Annotated in this window: 15 protein-coding genes; 14 read left to right on the forward strand and 1 reads right to left on the reverse strand. The window is 36.9% G+C overall.

Annotation, left to right across the window (positions count from 1 at the left end):
• The first annotated feature begins 17 nt into the window (after positions 1–17).
• The 11 genes from LCM23_RS05485 (at position 18) to spo0A (ending at position 11,496) form a co-directional block, all read left to right on the forward strand.
• Positions 18–425 carry an Asp23/Gls24 family envelope stress response protein gene (locus tag LCM23_RS05485; protein ID WP_224936013.1) on the forward strand — a complete coding sequence of 136 codons (408 nt, stop codon included), beginning with the start codon at positions 18–20 and terminating at the stop codon, positions 423–425.
• Positions 426–730: 305 nt separating this feature from the next.
• Positions 731–1,129 carry a transcription antitermination factor NusB gene (gene nusB, locus LCM23_RS05490; RefSeq protein WP_224936014.1) on the forward strand — a complete coding sequence of 133 codons (399 nt, stop codon included), beginning with the start codon at positions 731–733 and terminating at the stop codon, positions 1,127–1,129.
• A 91-nt stretch (positions 1,130–1,220) separates the two neighbouring features.
• Positions 1,221–2,576, forward strand: a complete 1,356-nt coding sequence (xseA, locus tag LCM23_RS05495) for an exodeoxyribonuclease VII large subunit (protein WP_224936015.1) — start codon at positions 1,221–1,223, stop codon at positions 2,574–2,576.
• Complete coding sequence (locus LCM23_RS05500; protein ID WP_095372615.1) at positions 2,576–2,809, forward strand: exodeoxyribonuclease VII small subunit; 234 nt, start codon at positions 2,576–2,578, stop codon at positions 2,807–2,809. Before xseA ends, LCM23_RS05500 begins: the two co-directional genes overlap by 1 nt.
• 5 nt (positions 2,810–2,814) lie before the next feature.
• Positions 2,815–3,705, forward strand: a complete 891-nt coding sequence (locus LCM23_RS05505; protein ID WP_224936016.1) for a polyprenyl synthetase family protein — start codon at positions 2,815–2,817, stop codon at positions 3,703–3,705.
• A gap of 117 nt (positions 3,706–3,822) precedes the next feature.
• Positions 3,823–5,715 (forward strand): 1-deoxy-D-xylulose-5-phosphate synthase, encoded by a 1,893-nt coding sequence (dxs, locus tag LCM23_RS05510; RefSeq protein WP_224936017.1) that lies wholly within the window; start codon positions 3,823–3,825, stop codon positions 5,713–5,715.
• A 4-nt stretch (positions 5,716–5,719) separates the two neighbouring features.
• On the forward strand, positions 5,720–6,556 hold the full coding sequence (locus tag LCM23_RS05515) for a TlyA family RNA methyltransferase (protein ID WP_224936205.1): 837 nt from the start codon (positions 5,720–5,722) through the stop codon (positions 6,554–6,556).
• 245 nt (positions 6,557–6,801) lie between these two features.
• Entirely contained in the window at positions 6,802–7,251 is a 450-nt protein-coding gene (gene ahrC, locus LCM23_RS05520) for a transcriptional regulator AhrC/ArgR (protein WP_224936018.1), read from the forward strand.
• A 17-nt stretch (positions 7,252–7,268) separates the two neighbouring features.
• Positions 7,269–8,957 (forward strand): DNA repair protein RecN, encoded by a 1,689-nt coding sequence (recN, locus tag LCM23_RS05525; protein ID WP_224936206.1) that lies wholly within the window; start codon positions 7,269–7,271, stop codon positions 8,955–8,957.
• Positions 8,958–9,070: 113 nt separating this feature from the next.
• Complete coding sequence (spoIVB, locus tag LCM23_RS05530) at positions 9,071–10,360, forward strand: SpoIVB peptidase (RefSeq protein ID WP_224936019.1); 1,290 nt, start codon at positions 9,071–9,073, stop codon at positions 10,358–10,360.
• Between the two features lie 341 nt (positions 10,361–10,701).
• The gene (spo0A, locus tag LCM23_RS05535; protein WP_224936020.1) at positions 10,702–11,496 is read left to right on the forward strand and encodes a sporulation transcription factor Spo0A; all 795 of its coding nucleotides are present in this window, start codon (positions 10,702–10,704) and stop codon (positions 11,494–11,496) included.
• A 75-nt stretch (positions 11,497–11,571) separates the two neighbouring features.
• Here spo0A and LCM23_RS05540 read toward each other — a convergent pair whose 3' ends face one another.
• Complete coding sequence (locus tag LCM23_RS05540; protein WP_095373649.1) at positions 11,572–11,811, reverse strand: DUF2627 domain-containing protein; 240 nt, start codon at positions 11,809–11,811, stop codon at positions 11,572–11,574.
• A 213-nt stretch (positions 11,812–12,024) separates the two neighbouring features.
• Here LCM23_RS05540 and LCM23_RS05545 point away from each other — a divergent pair, with 213 nt between their 5' ends.
• From LCM23_RS05545 to bcd, 3 genes are all read left to right on the forward strand, one after another.
• Complete coding sequence (locus LCM23_RS05545; protein WP_224936021.1) at positions 12,025–14,094, forward strand: sigma-54 interaction domain-containing protein; 2,070 nt, start codon at positions 12,025–12,027, stop codon at positions 14,092–14,094.
• A gap of 155 nt (positions 14,095–14,249) precedes the next feature.
• Positions 14,250–15,152: a phosphate butyryltransferase gene (yqiS, locus tag LCM23_RS05550; RefSeq protein WP_233435223.1), complete on the forward strand. Its 903-nt coding sequence runs from the start codon at positions 14,250–14,252 to the stop codon at positions 15,150–15,152.
• A 36-nt stretch (positions 15,153–15,188) separates the two neighbouring features.
• Entirely contained in the window at positions 15,189–16,286 is a 1,098-nt protein-coding gene (gene bcd, locus LCM23_RS05555) for a branched-chain amino acid dehydrogenase (protein ID WP_095372644.1), read from the forward strand.
• Positions 16,287–16,381 lie beyond the last annotated feature (95 nt).

The following is a 16,381-nucleotide window of genomic DNA, read 5'->3' on the forward strand; positions in this document are numbered from 1 at the left end:
GAATTGGAGGTTTCAAAATGAGCGATCAAAATATTCTAGAAATGAACCAAGAGGAAACAGGGTTAGGTAAGGTGGAAATTGCACCTGAAGTAATTGAAGTAATTGCAGGAATTGCGGCATCTGAAGTGGAAGGTGTTGCACAAATGCGCGGCAACTTCGCATCAGGTGTAGTTGAAAAATTAGGCAAGAAAAACCATGGAAAAGGTGTAAAAGTCGAATTAGCTGAAGATGGCATTAAAGTGGATGTCTACTGTTTAATGAAATTTGGCGTATCTATTCCAACTGTTGCACAAAGTATTCAAGATAATATTCGTCAAGCTCTATTAAATATGACAGCGCTTGAAACGAAAGAAATTAATATTCATGTAGTTGGTATTCTTTTTGAAAACCAAAAACAAGAAGATGAATACGAACAAGAAATATAAAAAGACAAAAAAAGCGGCTAGAGACATCGGTGTCTTTAGTCGTCTTTTTTTTGCATTGATATATCCGCTCCATGACTTAAAGGTTTGTTTCAACAAATTTTAGAGAAGTCTATTCATATCAATGGCTATGGCTGCATTATTTAAAGTTCATCAGACTGTAAGTAAAAATAGAGGAAAATTATTGACTACACTGTGCGAATCATAGTCAGTTATGCTATTATCTTCTTATGTGTTTTTTTATGTGTCGTTAAAGAAATCCACGAGGACATTTATATAATAGATTGAATGACAAAGGAGAAATAAGAATGAAAAGAAGAACAGCAAGAGAAAAAGCATTGCAAGCGCTATTTCAAATCGATTTAAGTGGAACGGAAATGAATGAGGCCATTCATCATGTGTTAGATGAACAGCCAGAGGATGCTTATTTAAACCATCTTGTCAGTGGTGTTCTTCATCATAAAGCCCAGATTGATGAGTTAATATCTAACAATCTGGAGAACTGGAAATTGGATCGTTTGGCAACCGTTGATCGCAATTTACTACGTCTTAGCACTTTTGAATTTGCTTTTAGCGAGGATGATATACCGGTTAATGTTGTTATTAATGAAGCCATTGAGATTGCAAAGATGTATGGAGACGACCAATCGCCAAAGTTTATAAATAGCGTATTATCAAAAATAAAAGATAATTATAGTGAGAATTAAGAGCATCTATTTTATGCGATTACATCATTTGAATCCGCTGCTTAAACTTTCCTATTACAATTAATTCGTTGTAATAAAGAAGGAGATAAGAATGGAAGAAAAGAGATATTTAACAGTTTACGCATTAACAAAATATATAAAGCGGAAATTTGATAGAGATCCACATTTACAACAAGTAATGGTCAAAGGTGAAATCTCAAATTTCAAGCGCCATTCGAGTGGTCATATGTATTTTACATTAAAAGATGAGAAATCAAGAATTCTTGCAGTGATGTTTTCAAGATACAATCAAACGATGAAATTTGTCCCTGAGAATGGGATGAATGTTCTTATTACCGGTGATTTGTCCTTATATGAAGCAAGTGGACAATATCAAATATATGTGAAAGAAATGACCCCTGATGGTATTGGTGACCTTTATCTAGCCTATGAACAGTTAAAACAGAAACTCGAAAAGGAAGGGTTGTTTTCAGAGAAATATAAGCAACCGATTCCTAAGTATCCGAAAGCGATTGGGCTGATTACTTCACCAACTGGTGCAGCAATCAGAGATATAATTACAACATTGAAACGCCGATATCCTTCTGTTCCTATTTATATTTACCCAGCACTTGTACAAGGAAAAGGGGCCGCACCTTCCATCACTCAACAAATCAATCGAGCGAATGAAAGGAAAGAGGTTGATGTGTTAATTGTTGGTAGAGGTGGAGGTTCAATTGAAGAGTTATGGGCATTTAATGAAGAAGAAGTAATTAGAGGGATCTTTGCCTCATCTATCCCAATTATATCAGCGGTTGGTCACGAGACGGATTTTACGATTGCAGACTTTGTCGCAGACTTACGGGCACCAACCCCGACCGGTGCTGCTGAGCTTTCAGTGCCTCATATAGATGACCTAAGTGAACGCATCCATAACCAACAAGCACGGATGATCCGAGCAACGAGGGAGAGGTTAACAAGGCAGTTTGAACGTCTTCATAGAGTGGAGAAATCTTATGCTTTTCGTTACCCTCAAAAACTTTATGAGCAAAAATTAGAACAAGTTGATCGTACGAAAGAACAATTAATTAAAAGTACAATCCGCTTATTAAAATATAAGCAGGAACAAGTCGATCAGCAACGAAAACGCTTGCTAAGAACACCACCACACTCATTAGCCATAGAAAGCAGAAAACTATATATAGATATCAATAAACGGTTAAGACGTTCCATGAATGTTGTAAATGAACGAAAGCAAAGGGAATTCTCACATCTTATATCAAAATTAGAGACGTTAAGTCCGTTAAAGATTATGGACCGTGGATATAGTTTGCTGTATTCGGAAAAGGAAGAACTCATCAAATCTATCCACCAAGTTAAACAAAATGACGAAATAAAAGTAAAGGTAAAAGATGGTACGATATTAGCTGAAGTAAAGAATATAATCGATAATCGAGGTGAAAAGTAATGGCTAAAGAAAAAACACCTACTTTCGAAGAAGCAATGGAGCAACTTGAGCAAATCGTAGAAAAGTTAGAGGAAGGGGATGTCCCTCTAGAAGAGGCCATTTCCATTTATAAAAATGGGATGGAACTTTCCAAGCTTTGTCACGATAAACTAAAAAATGTAGAAGAGCAATTAACAGAAATGATTACTGATGATGGAAAAAAACAGCCGTTTGTTATACATGAGGAGGAGTAGGGAGAATGGGTGAGTCACTACAAGCTTTTTCACAACATCATAAAACACTACTGGAAGAGAAAATGGCATCCTTTGTTGAGAGATTAGAATCTCCAGCTGTGCTAAAAGAAGCAATGCAATATTCTTTGTCGGCTGGAGGTAAACGCATCAGACCTTTATTGCTTTTCGCTACTTTAGCTGCTTATGGACAAGAAACAATTAAAGGACTTAACAGTGCATGCGCACTTGAAATGGTGCACACATACTCTCTTATTCACGATGACCTTCCTAGTATGGATGATGATGATTTAAGAAGAGGAAAGCCGACAAATCATAAAGTGTATGGGGAAGCCAATGCAATTTTAGCAGGGGACGCGCTTTTAACTTATAGCTTTCAATTAATAGCAGAAACGGATGAAGCATTTGCTTCTCCTGAAGCTAAATTAGATTTAATTAAGGAATTTGCTCAATCAGCAGGAGCAGAAGGTATGGTTGGTGGCCAAGTTGCTGATATGTTGGGCGAACAGAAAACACTTACGCTTCCTGAATTAGAATACATTCATGTACATAAAACAGGAAAGTTACTAAGTTTTGGTGTCATCGCTGGTGCCATTTTAGCTGGTGCCTCAGATAAGGAAAAACAGCTTTTACTTGAATTTTCCACACATTTAGGTTTAGCCTTTCAAATAAGAGATGACATTTTAGATTTAGAAGGTTCTGAGGAACTTATTGGTAAGCCGGTAGGTAGTGATGAAGTCAATGCGAAAAGTACTTATCCAAGCATCCTAACAATGAATGGTGCAAAAGCAGCACTTGATGAGCATACACAGCTAGCGAAAGAAAAATTAGCAAAAACAGGTTTGAATACTTATTACTTGGAAAAAATTACAGATATGCTAGCTGAAAGAAACCATTAAAAGGGATAACATTTGGCTTATTTTTATTTTTGCTGTAATCTAGTACTAATCATGAAAAGGAAATGAGAAGAAGTATACTAATTTATGAATAAGTAATGAAAGTGAGTGATCCGGCTTATGGATCTGTTATCAATTAAAGACCCAAGCTTTTTAAAGAAGCTCTCTAATGAGGAATTAGAGAATCTAGCCTCGGAAATTAGACAATTTTTGATTGAAAAATTGTCAGTTACTGGTGGTCATATTGGGCCTAATCTAGGTGTGGTTGAATTGACCATCGCTCTGCATAAAGCGTTTGATAGCCCAACAGATAAAATTTTATGGGATGTTGGGCATCAGTCATACGTTCATAAAATCCTTACTGGTAGAGCTAGCCAATTCGATACCTTAAGAAAGTATAAAGGATTATGCGGGTTTCCTAAATTGATCGAAAGTCCTCATGATGTATGGGAAACTGGCCATAGCTCCACCTCTTTATCAGGTGCTATGGGAATGGTCATTGCAAGAGATATTAAAAAAGAAAATAGCCATGTGATACCAGTAATAGGGGACGGTGCCTTGACTGGTGGAATGGCATTAGAAGCGCTTAACCATATTGGTCACGAGCAGAAAAACATGATTGTTGTTTTGAATGATAATGAAATGTCAATTGCTCCTAATGTTGGCGCCCTTCATAATGTTCTAGGTCGTCTTAGAACTGCGGGGAAATACCAATGGGCAAAAGATGAATTGGAAGCTTTTCTGAAAAAGATTCCAGCTGTCGGTGGTAAAATTGCTTCAACAGCTGAAAGGTTAAAAGATAGCTTAAAGTATTTACTTGTTTCAGGCGTGTTTTTTGAGGAACTCGGTTTTACTTATCTTGGACCAATTGATGGTCATAATTATGAAGAATTATTTGAGAACATTAATTATGCCAAGAAAACAGAAGGTCCTGTTCTCTTACATGTAATTACGAAAAAAGGCAAGGGCTATGAGCCTGCAGAACGTGATACTGTTGGTACTTGGCATGGAACAGGCCCTTATAAAACGGAAACAGGTGACTTCCTGAAGCCTGTGAATACTGCACCTGCATGGAGTAAGTTAGTTAGTGAAACAGTCAGAGAACTGGCAAGAGAAGATGAACGAATTGTTGCCATTACGCCTGCAATGCCTGTGGGATCTAAGTTAGAAGGTTTTGCAAGTGAATTTCCAGATCGCATGTTTGATGTAGGAATAGCGGAACAACATGCGGCTACAGTAGCGGCAGGTCTTGCTACACAAGGAATGAAGCCATTTTTAGCAATTTATTCGACATTTTTACAAAGAGCATATGATCAAATGGTCCACGATATTGCTAGGCAAAACCTAAATGTTTTTATTGGGATCGATCGTGCTGGTTTAGTAGGTGCTGATGGAGAAACACACCAAGGTGTTTTCGATATTGCCTTTTTAAGACATTTGCCAAATATGGTACTGATGATGCCGAAAGATGAGAATGAAGGTCGTCATATGACATATACCGCTATTCAATACAATGATGGTCCAATTGCAATGAGGTTTCCAAGAGGAAATGGACTTGGAGTTGAGATTGATGAAAAGATGACGGCACTTCCAATTGGTTCATGGGAAGTGTTAAAAGAAGGTAAAGACGCAGCTATTTTAACATTTGGAACAACCATTCCAATGGCTATGGAAGCGGCAGCTCTTCTTGAAACGAAAGGCTATTCAGTAAAAGTTGTTAATGCCCGCTTTATTAAACCATTAGATGAGACAATGTTACATGATATTTTAAGTATGAACATGCCTATTTTGACAGTTGAAGAAGCGGTCTTACAAGGTGGATTTGGTAGCGCCGTGTTAGAATTTGCTCATGATCATCATTACCATCATGCGAAAGTGGATAGACTTGGTATCCCAGATCATTTTATAGAACATGGTAGTGTGGACAAACTCTTAGAAGAGATTAATTTAACATCTGATGAAATTGTAAAGCGCATGAGTAGATTAGCTGAAAAAAAACAAAAGAGGGCATGAAGCGATAATGAGTAAAAAGGAACGAGTGGATGTTCTTCTTGTAGAACGAGGCTTGGCAGAAACAAGAGAAAAAGCAAAAAGAGCGGTAATGGCAGGCATCGTTTATAGTAATGAAATGAGGCTAGATAAACCTGGAGAAAAGGTAAAGAGTGATATTCCATTACAAATCAAAGGGAAAGCAATGCCTTACGTAAGTAGAGGTGGCTTAAAGCTCGAAAAAGCATTAGAGGTATTTGATTTAACCGTTGAAGATAAAATTCTATTAGATATTGGGGCATCAACAGGGGGCTTTACAGATTGTGCATTGCAAAATGGGGCACAAATGTCTTATGCCCTAGATGTTGGATATAATCAGTTAGCCTGGAAGCTAAGACAGGATGAACGCGTGGTTGTAATGGAGCGCACTAATTTTCGCTATGTGACACCTGCTGATTTAGTCGGTCAAATGCCAAATTTAGCTTCCATTGATGTCTCATTTATATCTTTACAACTAATTCTTCCTGTTTTGCGAACATTACTCGTACCTGGTAGTGACGTGATCGCATTAATCAAGCCTCAATTTGAAGCAGGAAGAGAACAAGTTGGGAAGAAGGGAATTGTTCGTGATTCGTCCGTACATGAACAAGTAATCGACAAAATTCTAACCTTCGCTCAAACAGAAGGATATCACATTAAAGGCTTATCATATTCTCCGATTACAGGAGGAGATGGTAATATTGAATTCCTCGCTCATTTGCAGTGGCAACATGGCCCAGAGGAAGTGCATGCTACGAATGATTTTGATATCCAATCAGTAGTAAAAGAAGCCCACAAGCAATTAAAAGCAAAACTGAAAGAATAAACACAGACTAAAGTAAGCAGGCTAGGGGAGCATTTTCCAGCCTGTTCTTTTGTGTCAGGCATCATAACGGATATAAATGATATTTTGAAATTCTCTTAAGAAACAATCTTTTTTACCAAAAAAACACAAATTATGCAGAATAAATTGTACAATATAGAGAAAATCAGCTAACATATGAATTAAAAGATAATGAGAATCGTGTTGCTAGTTTCAGGCAACGCTTTGCATTCATAGAGGTGAAAAGAATGAATAAAGGACAACGACATATTAAGATTAGGGATTTAATTACGAACAATGATATTGAAACCCAAGATGAACTAGTAGAAGAGTTAAGAAATGCTGGGTTTAACGTGACACAAGCAACGGTTTCACGCGATATTAAAGAACTACATTTAGTGAAAGTTCCCCTTTTGGATGGAAGATATAAGTACAGTTTACCAGCTGATCAACGCTTTAACCCTTTACAAAAATTAAAGCGTAACTTAATGGATGCATTTGTTCGTCTAGATTCTGCCGGTCATTTACTTGTGATGAAAGTTTTGCCAGGGAATGCAATGGCGATTGGTGTATTGATGGATAACCTAGATTGGGATGAAATATTAGGAACAATTTGTGGCGACGATACTTGCTTAATTATCTGTCGAACACCTGAACAAGCTGAAGTGATTTCCAAAAGATTTTTAGAAATGCTATAAGCTGGGGTGAAATGTCAGTGTTAAATGAAATATCAATTAGAAACTTTGCTATTATCGAATCAATTACAATTGCCTTTAATAAAGGGCTAACTGTGCTTTCAGGAGAAACAGGAGCAGGAAAATCAATTATTATTGACGCCGTTCACTTGCTCGTTGGTGGCAGGGGTTCTTCAGAGTATGTAAGACATGGTGAAGAGAAAGCCGAGATAGAAGGTTTATTCATATTAGACGATGAACAACATCCGTGTTACAAACGGGCGTTAGAATTTGGTATAGATATCGATGAAGGAATGTTGATTCTGCGACGAGATATATCTAAATCAGGTAAAAGTGTCTGTCGAATAAATGGAAAACTTGTAACCATTTCTATCCTTCGAGAAATTGGTAGTACGCTAATTGACATACATGGTCAACATGAACACCAAGAATTAATGAATGAAAGTTTGCATCTGCCTTTATTAGATCAATTTGGTGGTCCCAAAATCGCTAAAAGTAGACAAGAATACGAAGAGGTCTATAGAGAATACGAGCAAACAATGAAAAGAATCAAGACATTAACAGAAAATGAACAGCAAATGGCTCATCGACTGGATCTTATTCAATTTCAATATGAAGAAATAACAAACGCCAATTTAAAATTGCTTGAAGATGATGCCCTCCTAGAAGAGCGAAACCGCTTACTTAATTTTGAGAAGATGTATGAAGGCGTAAAAATTAGCTATAATGCCTTGCAAGGAGAACAAAAAGGGCTTGATTGGATTAGTTTAGCTATGAATCACCTTCAACAATCGGCAGAAGTTGATGAAGAGTTAGTTGAGTTGCAAGAAGTAGTTGCCAACAGTTTTTATCAATTAGAGGACACGGTAGCTATTTTAAGGAGTAAATTAGATTTTATGGAATTTGATCCTGTTCGTTTGAATGAAATTGAAGAGCGATTAAATGAAATCAATATGCTCAAACGAAAATATGGACCATCAATAGAGGAAATATTAGAATATGTTGCAAAGATTGAGGAAGAAATTGAAACATTAACCAACAAAGAAACACATATCGAACACTTGCTCAAGCAGGCTAAAGAATTACAAGCTGATTTACTTGTCGAAGGACAGGAATTGAGTGAATTAAGAAGAAATGCTGCGGAACGATTAACAAAAATGATTCATCGTGAATTAAAAGCACTTTATATGGAAAAGACTGTATTTGAGGTCCATTTTACTACGGATAAAGAAAGCTTTCATAAAAAAGGTATTGATACAGTCGAATTTTACTTATCCACTAACCCAGGAGAACCGTTAAAACCATTATCAAAAATTGCATCAGGTGGGGAACTATCCCGAATTATGCTTGCTTTAAAGAGTATCTTTTCTAAACATCAAGGGGTAACATCTATTATCTTTGATGAAGTTGATACAGGGGTAAGCGGAAGAGTCGCACAAGCTATTGCTGAAAAAATTCATCAAGTAGCGATTGATTCGCAAGTTCTTTGCATTTCCCACTTGCCACAAGTGGCTGCAATGGCAGATACGCATTTATTTATTTCTAAAACACTCAAAGCTGGCCGTACAAAAACAACGGTAAAGCCGTTGGATGACGAGGAAAAGATTAAAGAAATTGGTCGTATGATCTCTGGTGTGGAAATGACTGAACTGACAAGGGAGCATGCGAAGGAACTACTGAGCCTTGCCAAAAATGTAAAAATACCATGAAAAGCTATCCAATGGAGGGTAGCTTTTTTTATTAAGTTGCCAGTTATAATTGCTCTTGAAGCAGGCAAAATTATATATGTAGCCATGAAACAAGAAGCGAGGAGAGTGTTGAAATGACAAGAGATATATTGAGAAAAATAATTGGTGGAATTCTCCTTGTTTCAATCATATGTATAGGATTTTCTAAACCGTTTCAAGAGTATATTCACATTCCTATAAACCTTACCGTATTTGAGGGTGAACAAGTACGATATAATATGGCGGAAACTGTAAATGCAACAATACAAGCACCCGATGGACAATTGGCGGTTGTTCAGGATAAAGAAGTCATTACACTCTCTGCTAATGAACCAGGCAAGAACGAAATGTTTCTTGATTTGGCTGGTTTCCCGATAAAAAAAGTAGATGTGGAAGTTTTAAAGGACTTTAAAGTTATACCGGGTGGGCAATCAATAGGTGTAAAATTGAATACAGTTGGCGTATTGGTGGTCGGACATCACCAAATTAATACAATAAATGGAAAGATGTCACCGGGAGATTTAGCAGGTATTAAAATAGGTGATATTATTACAGAAATAAACGGAACAAAAATTGAAAAAATGTCTGATGTTGCTCCATTTGTACAAGCAGCAGGAGATAGTGGTAAACCCCTGAAAATATCAGTTACTCGTGATGAAGGAAAATTTGAGACAGAATTATTACCATTGAAAGATAAAAATGAACCAAACTTTAAGCTTGGATTATATATCCGTGATTCAGCGGCTGGAATAGGCACAATGACTTTTTATCATCCACAATCAAAAAAATATGGTGCTCTTGGTCATGTTATTTCTGATATGGATACAAAAAGGCCAATTGTCGTTGATGATGGTCAAATACTACGGTCTACTGTTACTTCCATTGAAAAAGGGAGTAATGGGAATCCAGGAGAAAAATTAGCACGCTTTAAAGATGAAAAAGAAGTTATAGGCAACATTGATCGAAATAGCCCATTTGGCATTTTTGGAAGGCTTAATCGTGGATTGGCTAACGGGCTAATGGATAAACCAATGCCAATTGCTCTTTCACATCAAGTAAAGGAAGGACCAGCAAAAATTCTAACAGTCGTTGAAAATGATAAAGTTCAACTGTTTGATATCGAAATTGTTAGTACGATCCCGCAAAAATTTCCTGCTACAAAAGGAATGGTCATCAAGGTCACTGACGATGAATTGCTTGAAAAAACTGGGGGCATTGTCCAGGGTATGAGTGGCAGCCCAATTATTCAAAAGGGCAAGGTTATAGGAGCGGTGACACATGTTTTTGTTAATGACCCGACGAGTGGTTATGGTGTGCATATTGAATGGATGTTAAATGAAGCGGGCATTAATATTTATGAAAATAATGAAGAGCGAGCATCTTAAACAAAAAAGCGGTTATGCCCGCTTTTTTGTTTGTTTAGATATATAGTCAGGTGTATGTTGAGTTGAAATCATTTAATTTAGATTCTATAAGAAAAAGCATGACAAACATAAATATGTTAAAATAAGCAAGAAACAAAGATTTTTCGACAATGAAGCAGAAAGACATCGATTATAGTCGAATAATAGAGGAAAACAAAGAAAACTTAAGATTTTATTAGTTTTTTAAAGAAAAATAAAATTTGGTAAAGGATTTTTATCCCCTTTGTCGAAATTGTCACTTAGCAAATAGAGACAAAAAAATAGAAAATAGATTCAACTATGGGTTGAGGAGGAAAAAAATAGTGAAAAAAATCAAAGTGTGTGTAGTTGATGACAATCGAGAGCTAGTAGCTTTGCTTGAAGAGTATATTTCATCTCAAGAAGATATGGAAATAGTCGGAGTGGCGCATAATGGACAAGACTGTTTAAATATTCTTGATGAAATCGAAACAGATGTGCTTGTATTAGATATCATAATGCCGCATCTTGATGGACTGGCAGTTCTTGAAAAAATGAGAGAACTTAACTTGAAGACTCTTCCTAGCGTTATTATGTTAACTGCTTTTGGTCAAGAAGACGTGACAAAGAAAGCTGTTGATCTTGGTGCATCTTATTTTATATTGAAACCTTTTGACATGGATAATTTGGCTAGTCATATCCGCCAAGTGAGCGGAAAATCAAGTCCGATGATTCGTAAATCACCTTCTACAACCAATTACCGTACACAAGCAGAGGCAAAACCCAAAAATCTTGATGCCAGTATTACAAGTATCATACATGAAATTGGTGTGCCTGCTCATATAAAGGGTTACTTATATTTAAGAGAGGCAATTTCAATGGTATATAATGATATTGAGTTACTTGGCTCGATTACAAAAGTTCTGTATCCTGACATTGCCAAGAAGTATAATACAACAGCTAGTAGGGTGGAAAGGGCAATTCGTCATGCAATTGAAGTGGCATGGAGCAGAGGGAATATTGACTCTATCTCTTCTTTATTTGGTTATACAGTCAGCATGACAAAGGCCAAACCAACAAACTCTGAGTTCATTGCCATGGTGGCCGATAAGTTAAGATTAGAGCATAAGGCTTCTTGAAAAAGCTAGGCGTGTGAACAGATCGTCCACACGAATAAACAAAAAAGCGTCAGCATTTTATTATGCTGACGCTTTTTATGATTCCTTCTTAAAACGGTCTTGCACTTTATTTCTTTTACGATCACGATGCAAAATAAATCCGGCGATAAAGCCAATTCCTAATATAACAAATAATAATCCACACACAAACTGCAAAGGTAAAGATGGGAAAGGGCTTTGTAAAATGCCAAATACCATATCCCTCATTAATTTAATTCCATATACCGCTAAAACACCGGGAAGTACAAGTATCATTAATGCTATTAGTCTAATCATATTTTTCCTTTCTTCCGCTGCTAAAATATTCAATAAACTCATTATATATGATAGGAAACGTTTATTAAAGGGAGATTTCATTGGTGGAACGTATGAGAAAAATATTAACACTAACAGTAGAAGATATTTGTCAACAAGGACAATTAAGGTTACATTATAAATGAAAGAAGTTGCATAGTAGATTTGAAAGAATATTCAGGGTAAGGTGAAAGTATGCAAAAAGTAATTATCATCGGGGCTGGTCAAGGTGGCTCCTCAATATATCGATTATTAAAAGAAACAGAAATGTTAAAAGTAACAGCGGTTGTTGATATTAATCGCGAAGCAAATGGACTACAACTTGCGAGTGAAGATGGTGTACAAATTGGTTACGATTGGCGCCAATTTATTAAAGAACCTGTTGATATTATTATTGAAGTAACAGGAGACGAAGAAGTTAGTAAACAAATTAGATCTTCAATCAAAGAAGAGATCATTTTTATCCCTGGTAGTGTCGCTTATTTAATGGCCAAACTTTTGTATCAAAAGGAAGAGCTCATATCCGCACTTTCTAATCAAACATATAAATTCAACCTCATTTTTAATACAACCGATAACGGTATGATCGTCATTAATCCTGACGAGGAAATTATACTTTTTAATAAAAGCGCAGAAACGATGACAGGAATAGAAAAGAAACAGGCGATAGGTAAGAAAATCGGAGATGTAATTAGTGGAAGCCTACTGCCGAGAGTATTGCATTCAAGGAGAGTGGAAACAAACCAAGAGTTTGTTTTAGGTAGTGGGTTGAAAATTATTACTACGAGAATCCCTGTAATCGGTGATAACGGTCAATTAATCGGTGCGGTTTCTATTTTTAAAGACATTACGGAGTTAGTTGATTTAGCTGAAGAAATTACTGATTTGAAAAACTTAAAAACAATGCTTCAAGCTATTATACAATCAAGCGATGAAGCGATCTCTGTTGTAGATGAAGATGGGAAGGGATTAATTATTAACCCGGCCTATTCAAAAATCACTGGATTAGCAGAAGAGGAAGTCATTGGTAAACCGGCAACTGCTGATATCTCAGAAGGTGAAAGTGTTCATATGAAGGTGCTCAAAACACGCAGAGCCATAAGGGGTGTACCAATGCGTGTAGGTCCGAAGAGAAAAGAAGTTGTCGTCAATGTAGCGCCAGTAATTGTAGATGGCATTTTAAAAGGAAGCGTCGGGGTTTTGCATGACGTTTCAGATCTGCAAAGTATGAGTCGCGAATTAAACCGCGCGAGACAAATTATTCGAAATTTAGAAGCTAAGTATACTTTTGAGGATATTATTGGTCAATCTGATGAAATGGCCATTGCTATTGAGCAAGCTAAACTTGGAGCAAAAACGCCAGCAACCGTTCTATTGAGAGGTGAATCTGGCACAGGAAAAGAATTATTTGCACATGCCATTCATAATGCAAGTGACCGTAAATATAATAAATTTGTTCGTGTAAACTGTGCTGCCTTATCGGAATCATTACTAGAAAGTGAATTATTTGGTTATGAGGAGGGTGCTTTTTCTGGCGCGAAAAGAGGCGGAAAAAGGGGTTTATTTGAAGAAGCGGATAAAGGAAGTATCTTTTTGGATGAAATTGGCGAGTTAACTGCCAGCACACAGGCTAAACTATTAAGGGTGCTACAAGAAGGAGAGATTACCCGAGTAGGTGGTACAAAGCCTCTTCAGATTAACGTTCGAATTATTGCTGCAACGAATGTTAATCTGGAAAAAGCCATTGCGAACGGCGGATTTAGAGAGGATTTATACTACCGTTTGAATCGAATGCCAATTCATATTCCGTCCTTGAGAAAAAGAAAAGAAGATATTCCTTTATTAGTGGACCGCTTAATTGAAAAAATCAATATTGAATATGGCCGTAATGTAGAAGGTGTAACGGAAGAAGCGATGAAGGTTTTAATGGCATATGATTGGCCAGGTAATGTCCGTGAACTAGATAATATTATTGGAAGAGCGATTATATTTATGGGCTATCAAACACATATTGACAGTGAACATTTATCTACATTAGCGAATAGTGACAGTCCAGTTCTCGTAGATTCCGAAATGCATGCATCTATTCAACAAGGAGAGCCATTAGCAAAGCAACTGGAAGGTTTTGAAAAAGAAATTATTACGAAAGCAATGAAACAAGCTGAGGGTAATAAGACACAAGCTGCCAAACATTTAGGGTTGTCTGTAAGAAATTTATACTATAAATTGGAAAAATATCAGATTGAAAATAAAAGCATGCAATAATTTGCATAGTTTGCAATAAATTTCACAGTGGGTTTTTAGTAATAAAGCGTTTTCATCGCGTTTTAATTTTGGCACGGTAATTGCATAATAAAAAGATGAGTGCAGCAAAAAAACATTTTACTTGCACGCACTTTGAAGTAAAGGGGTTGAGACAGATGAAATTGGATTCGCTTATAGAGAAAGCAACCCAATATGAAGGCAATGTAGTTGCAGTTGCCGCAGCAGAAGACGAAGAAGTCTTAGAAGCTGTAGCTGGTGCACTAAAGAAAAACATGGCAAGCTTTCTGTTATTCGGTAACTCTGAAAAGATTACACAAATACTGAATGCAAACCATGCAGATGTCGCTAGTAGCGACCACTTAACAATTATGCATGCTGAAACAGCTGCTTTGGCTGCTGAAATGGCGGTTAAATCTGTCAAAGAGAAAAAAGCAAGCGTACTTATGAAAGGAAATGTTCCTACAGCAGTTATTTTAAAAGCCGTACTTAACAAAGAATATGGCTTGAGAACTGGTAGCGTTCTTTCACATGTTGCTGTGTTTGAAGTTCCTAACTTTGACAAATTTACGATTGTCACTGATGCTGCGATGAACATTGCGCCTGATTTGAGTCAAAAAGCGCAAATAACAGCTAATGCAGTAGGTATTGCTAAGAGTATTGGGGTGGAAATGCCTAAAGTTGCACCAATTGCTGCGGTTGAGGTAGTAAACCCAAATATGCAAGCAACATTAGATGCAGCGGCATTAACGCAAATGAATCAACGTGGTCAAATTAAAGGCTGCATTGTTGATGGACCTTTAGCACTTGATAATGCAGTTTCTATTGAAGCTGCTGAGCATAAAGGCATTACAAGTGATGTTGCTGGACAAGCAGATATCTTACTTGTACCTACTATTGAAGTTGGAAATGCTTTATACAAATCATTGATCTACTTTGCTCAAGCAAAAGTTGGTGCAGTGATTGCAGGTGCAAAAGCACCAATCGTTTTAACTTCCAGAGCAGACTCAGCAGAGAGTAAGTTATATTCACTTGCTTTAGCTATTTGCTCTGCTAAATAATATATTTTCTTTTAAAAACAAGGAGGATTTACAACCATGGAAATTTTTAAATATCTAGAGAAATATGATTACGAACAAGTCGTTATTTGCCAAGATAAAGAATCAGGATTAAAAGCAATCATCGCTATTCATGATACAACTTTAGGACCTGCACTAGGCGGAACACGTATGTGGACTTATGAGTCAGAAGAAGCAGCGATTGAAGATGCTCTTCGTCTTGCAAAAGGTATGACTTATAAAAATGCTGCAGCTGGACTTAACCTTGGTGGCGGTAAAACAGTTATCATCGGTGATCCTAAGAAAGATAAAAATGAAGCATTATTCCGTGCTTTCGGACGTTATATTCAAGGTCTTAACGGACGTTATATCACTGCAGAGGATGTTGGTACAACTGTAGCTGATATGGACTTAATTCATGAAGAAACTGATTATGTAACTGGTATTTCTCCAGCATTTGGTTCTTCTGGTAACCCTTCTCCTGTAACTGCTTACGGTGTGTACGTAGGTATGAAAGCAGCAGCAAAAGCAGCATTCGGAACTGACTCTCTTGAAGGTAAAACAATTGCTGTTCAAGGTGTAGGTAATGTTGCATATCACTTATGTAAACACCTTCATGAAGAAGGAGCAAAATTAATCGTAACTGATATTAACAAAGAAGCTGTTCAACGTGCAGTTGATGATTTCGGTGCAGAAGCAGTAGGAATTAATGACATTTATGGTGTTGAATGTGATATCTATGCGCCATGTGCATTAGGGGCAACTGTAAATGATGATACAATTCCACAACTTAAAGCAAAAGTAATTGCAGGTTCTGCTAACAACCAATTAAAAGAAGAACGTCATGGTGATCAAATCCACGAAATGGGTATTGTATACGCTCCTGACTATGTAATCAATGCTGGTGGTGTTATTAACGTTGCTGACGAACTTTACGGTTACAATGCTGAACGTGCAATGAAAAAAGTTGAAGGTCTATACGATACAATTGACCGTATTATGCAAATTTCTAAAGAAGAAAATATCCCAACTTATAAAGCTGCTGACCGTATGGCAGAAGAAAGAATTGCGACAATGAAACAATCTCGCAGCACATTCCTTCAAAATGGTCATCACATCTTAAGTCGCCGTAAGTAATTATGGTTCATATTGAAGTGGCGAGCGCTTTAATAAGCGCTAGCTACTTCCTTATGTAATTTCAAAAATGGATAAATAATGGAGGGTCTGTTGTG

Origin of the sequence: Cytobacillus kochii, assembly GCF_020171845.1 — a bacterium.
Classification (GTDB): Bacteria; Bacillota; Bacilli; order Bacillales; family Cytobacillaceae; genus Cytobacillus; species Cytobacillus kochii.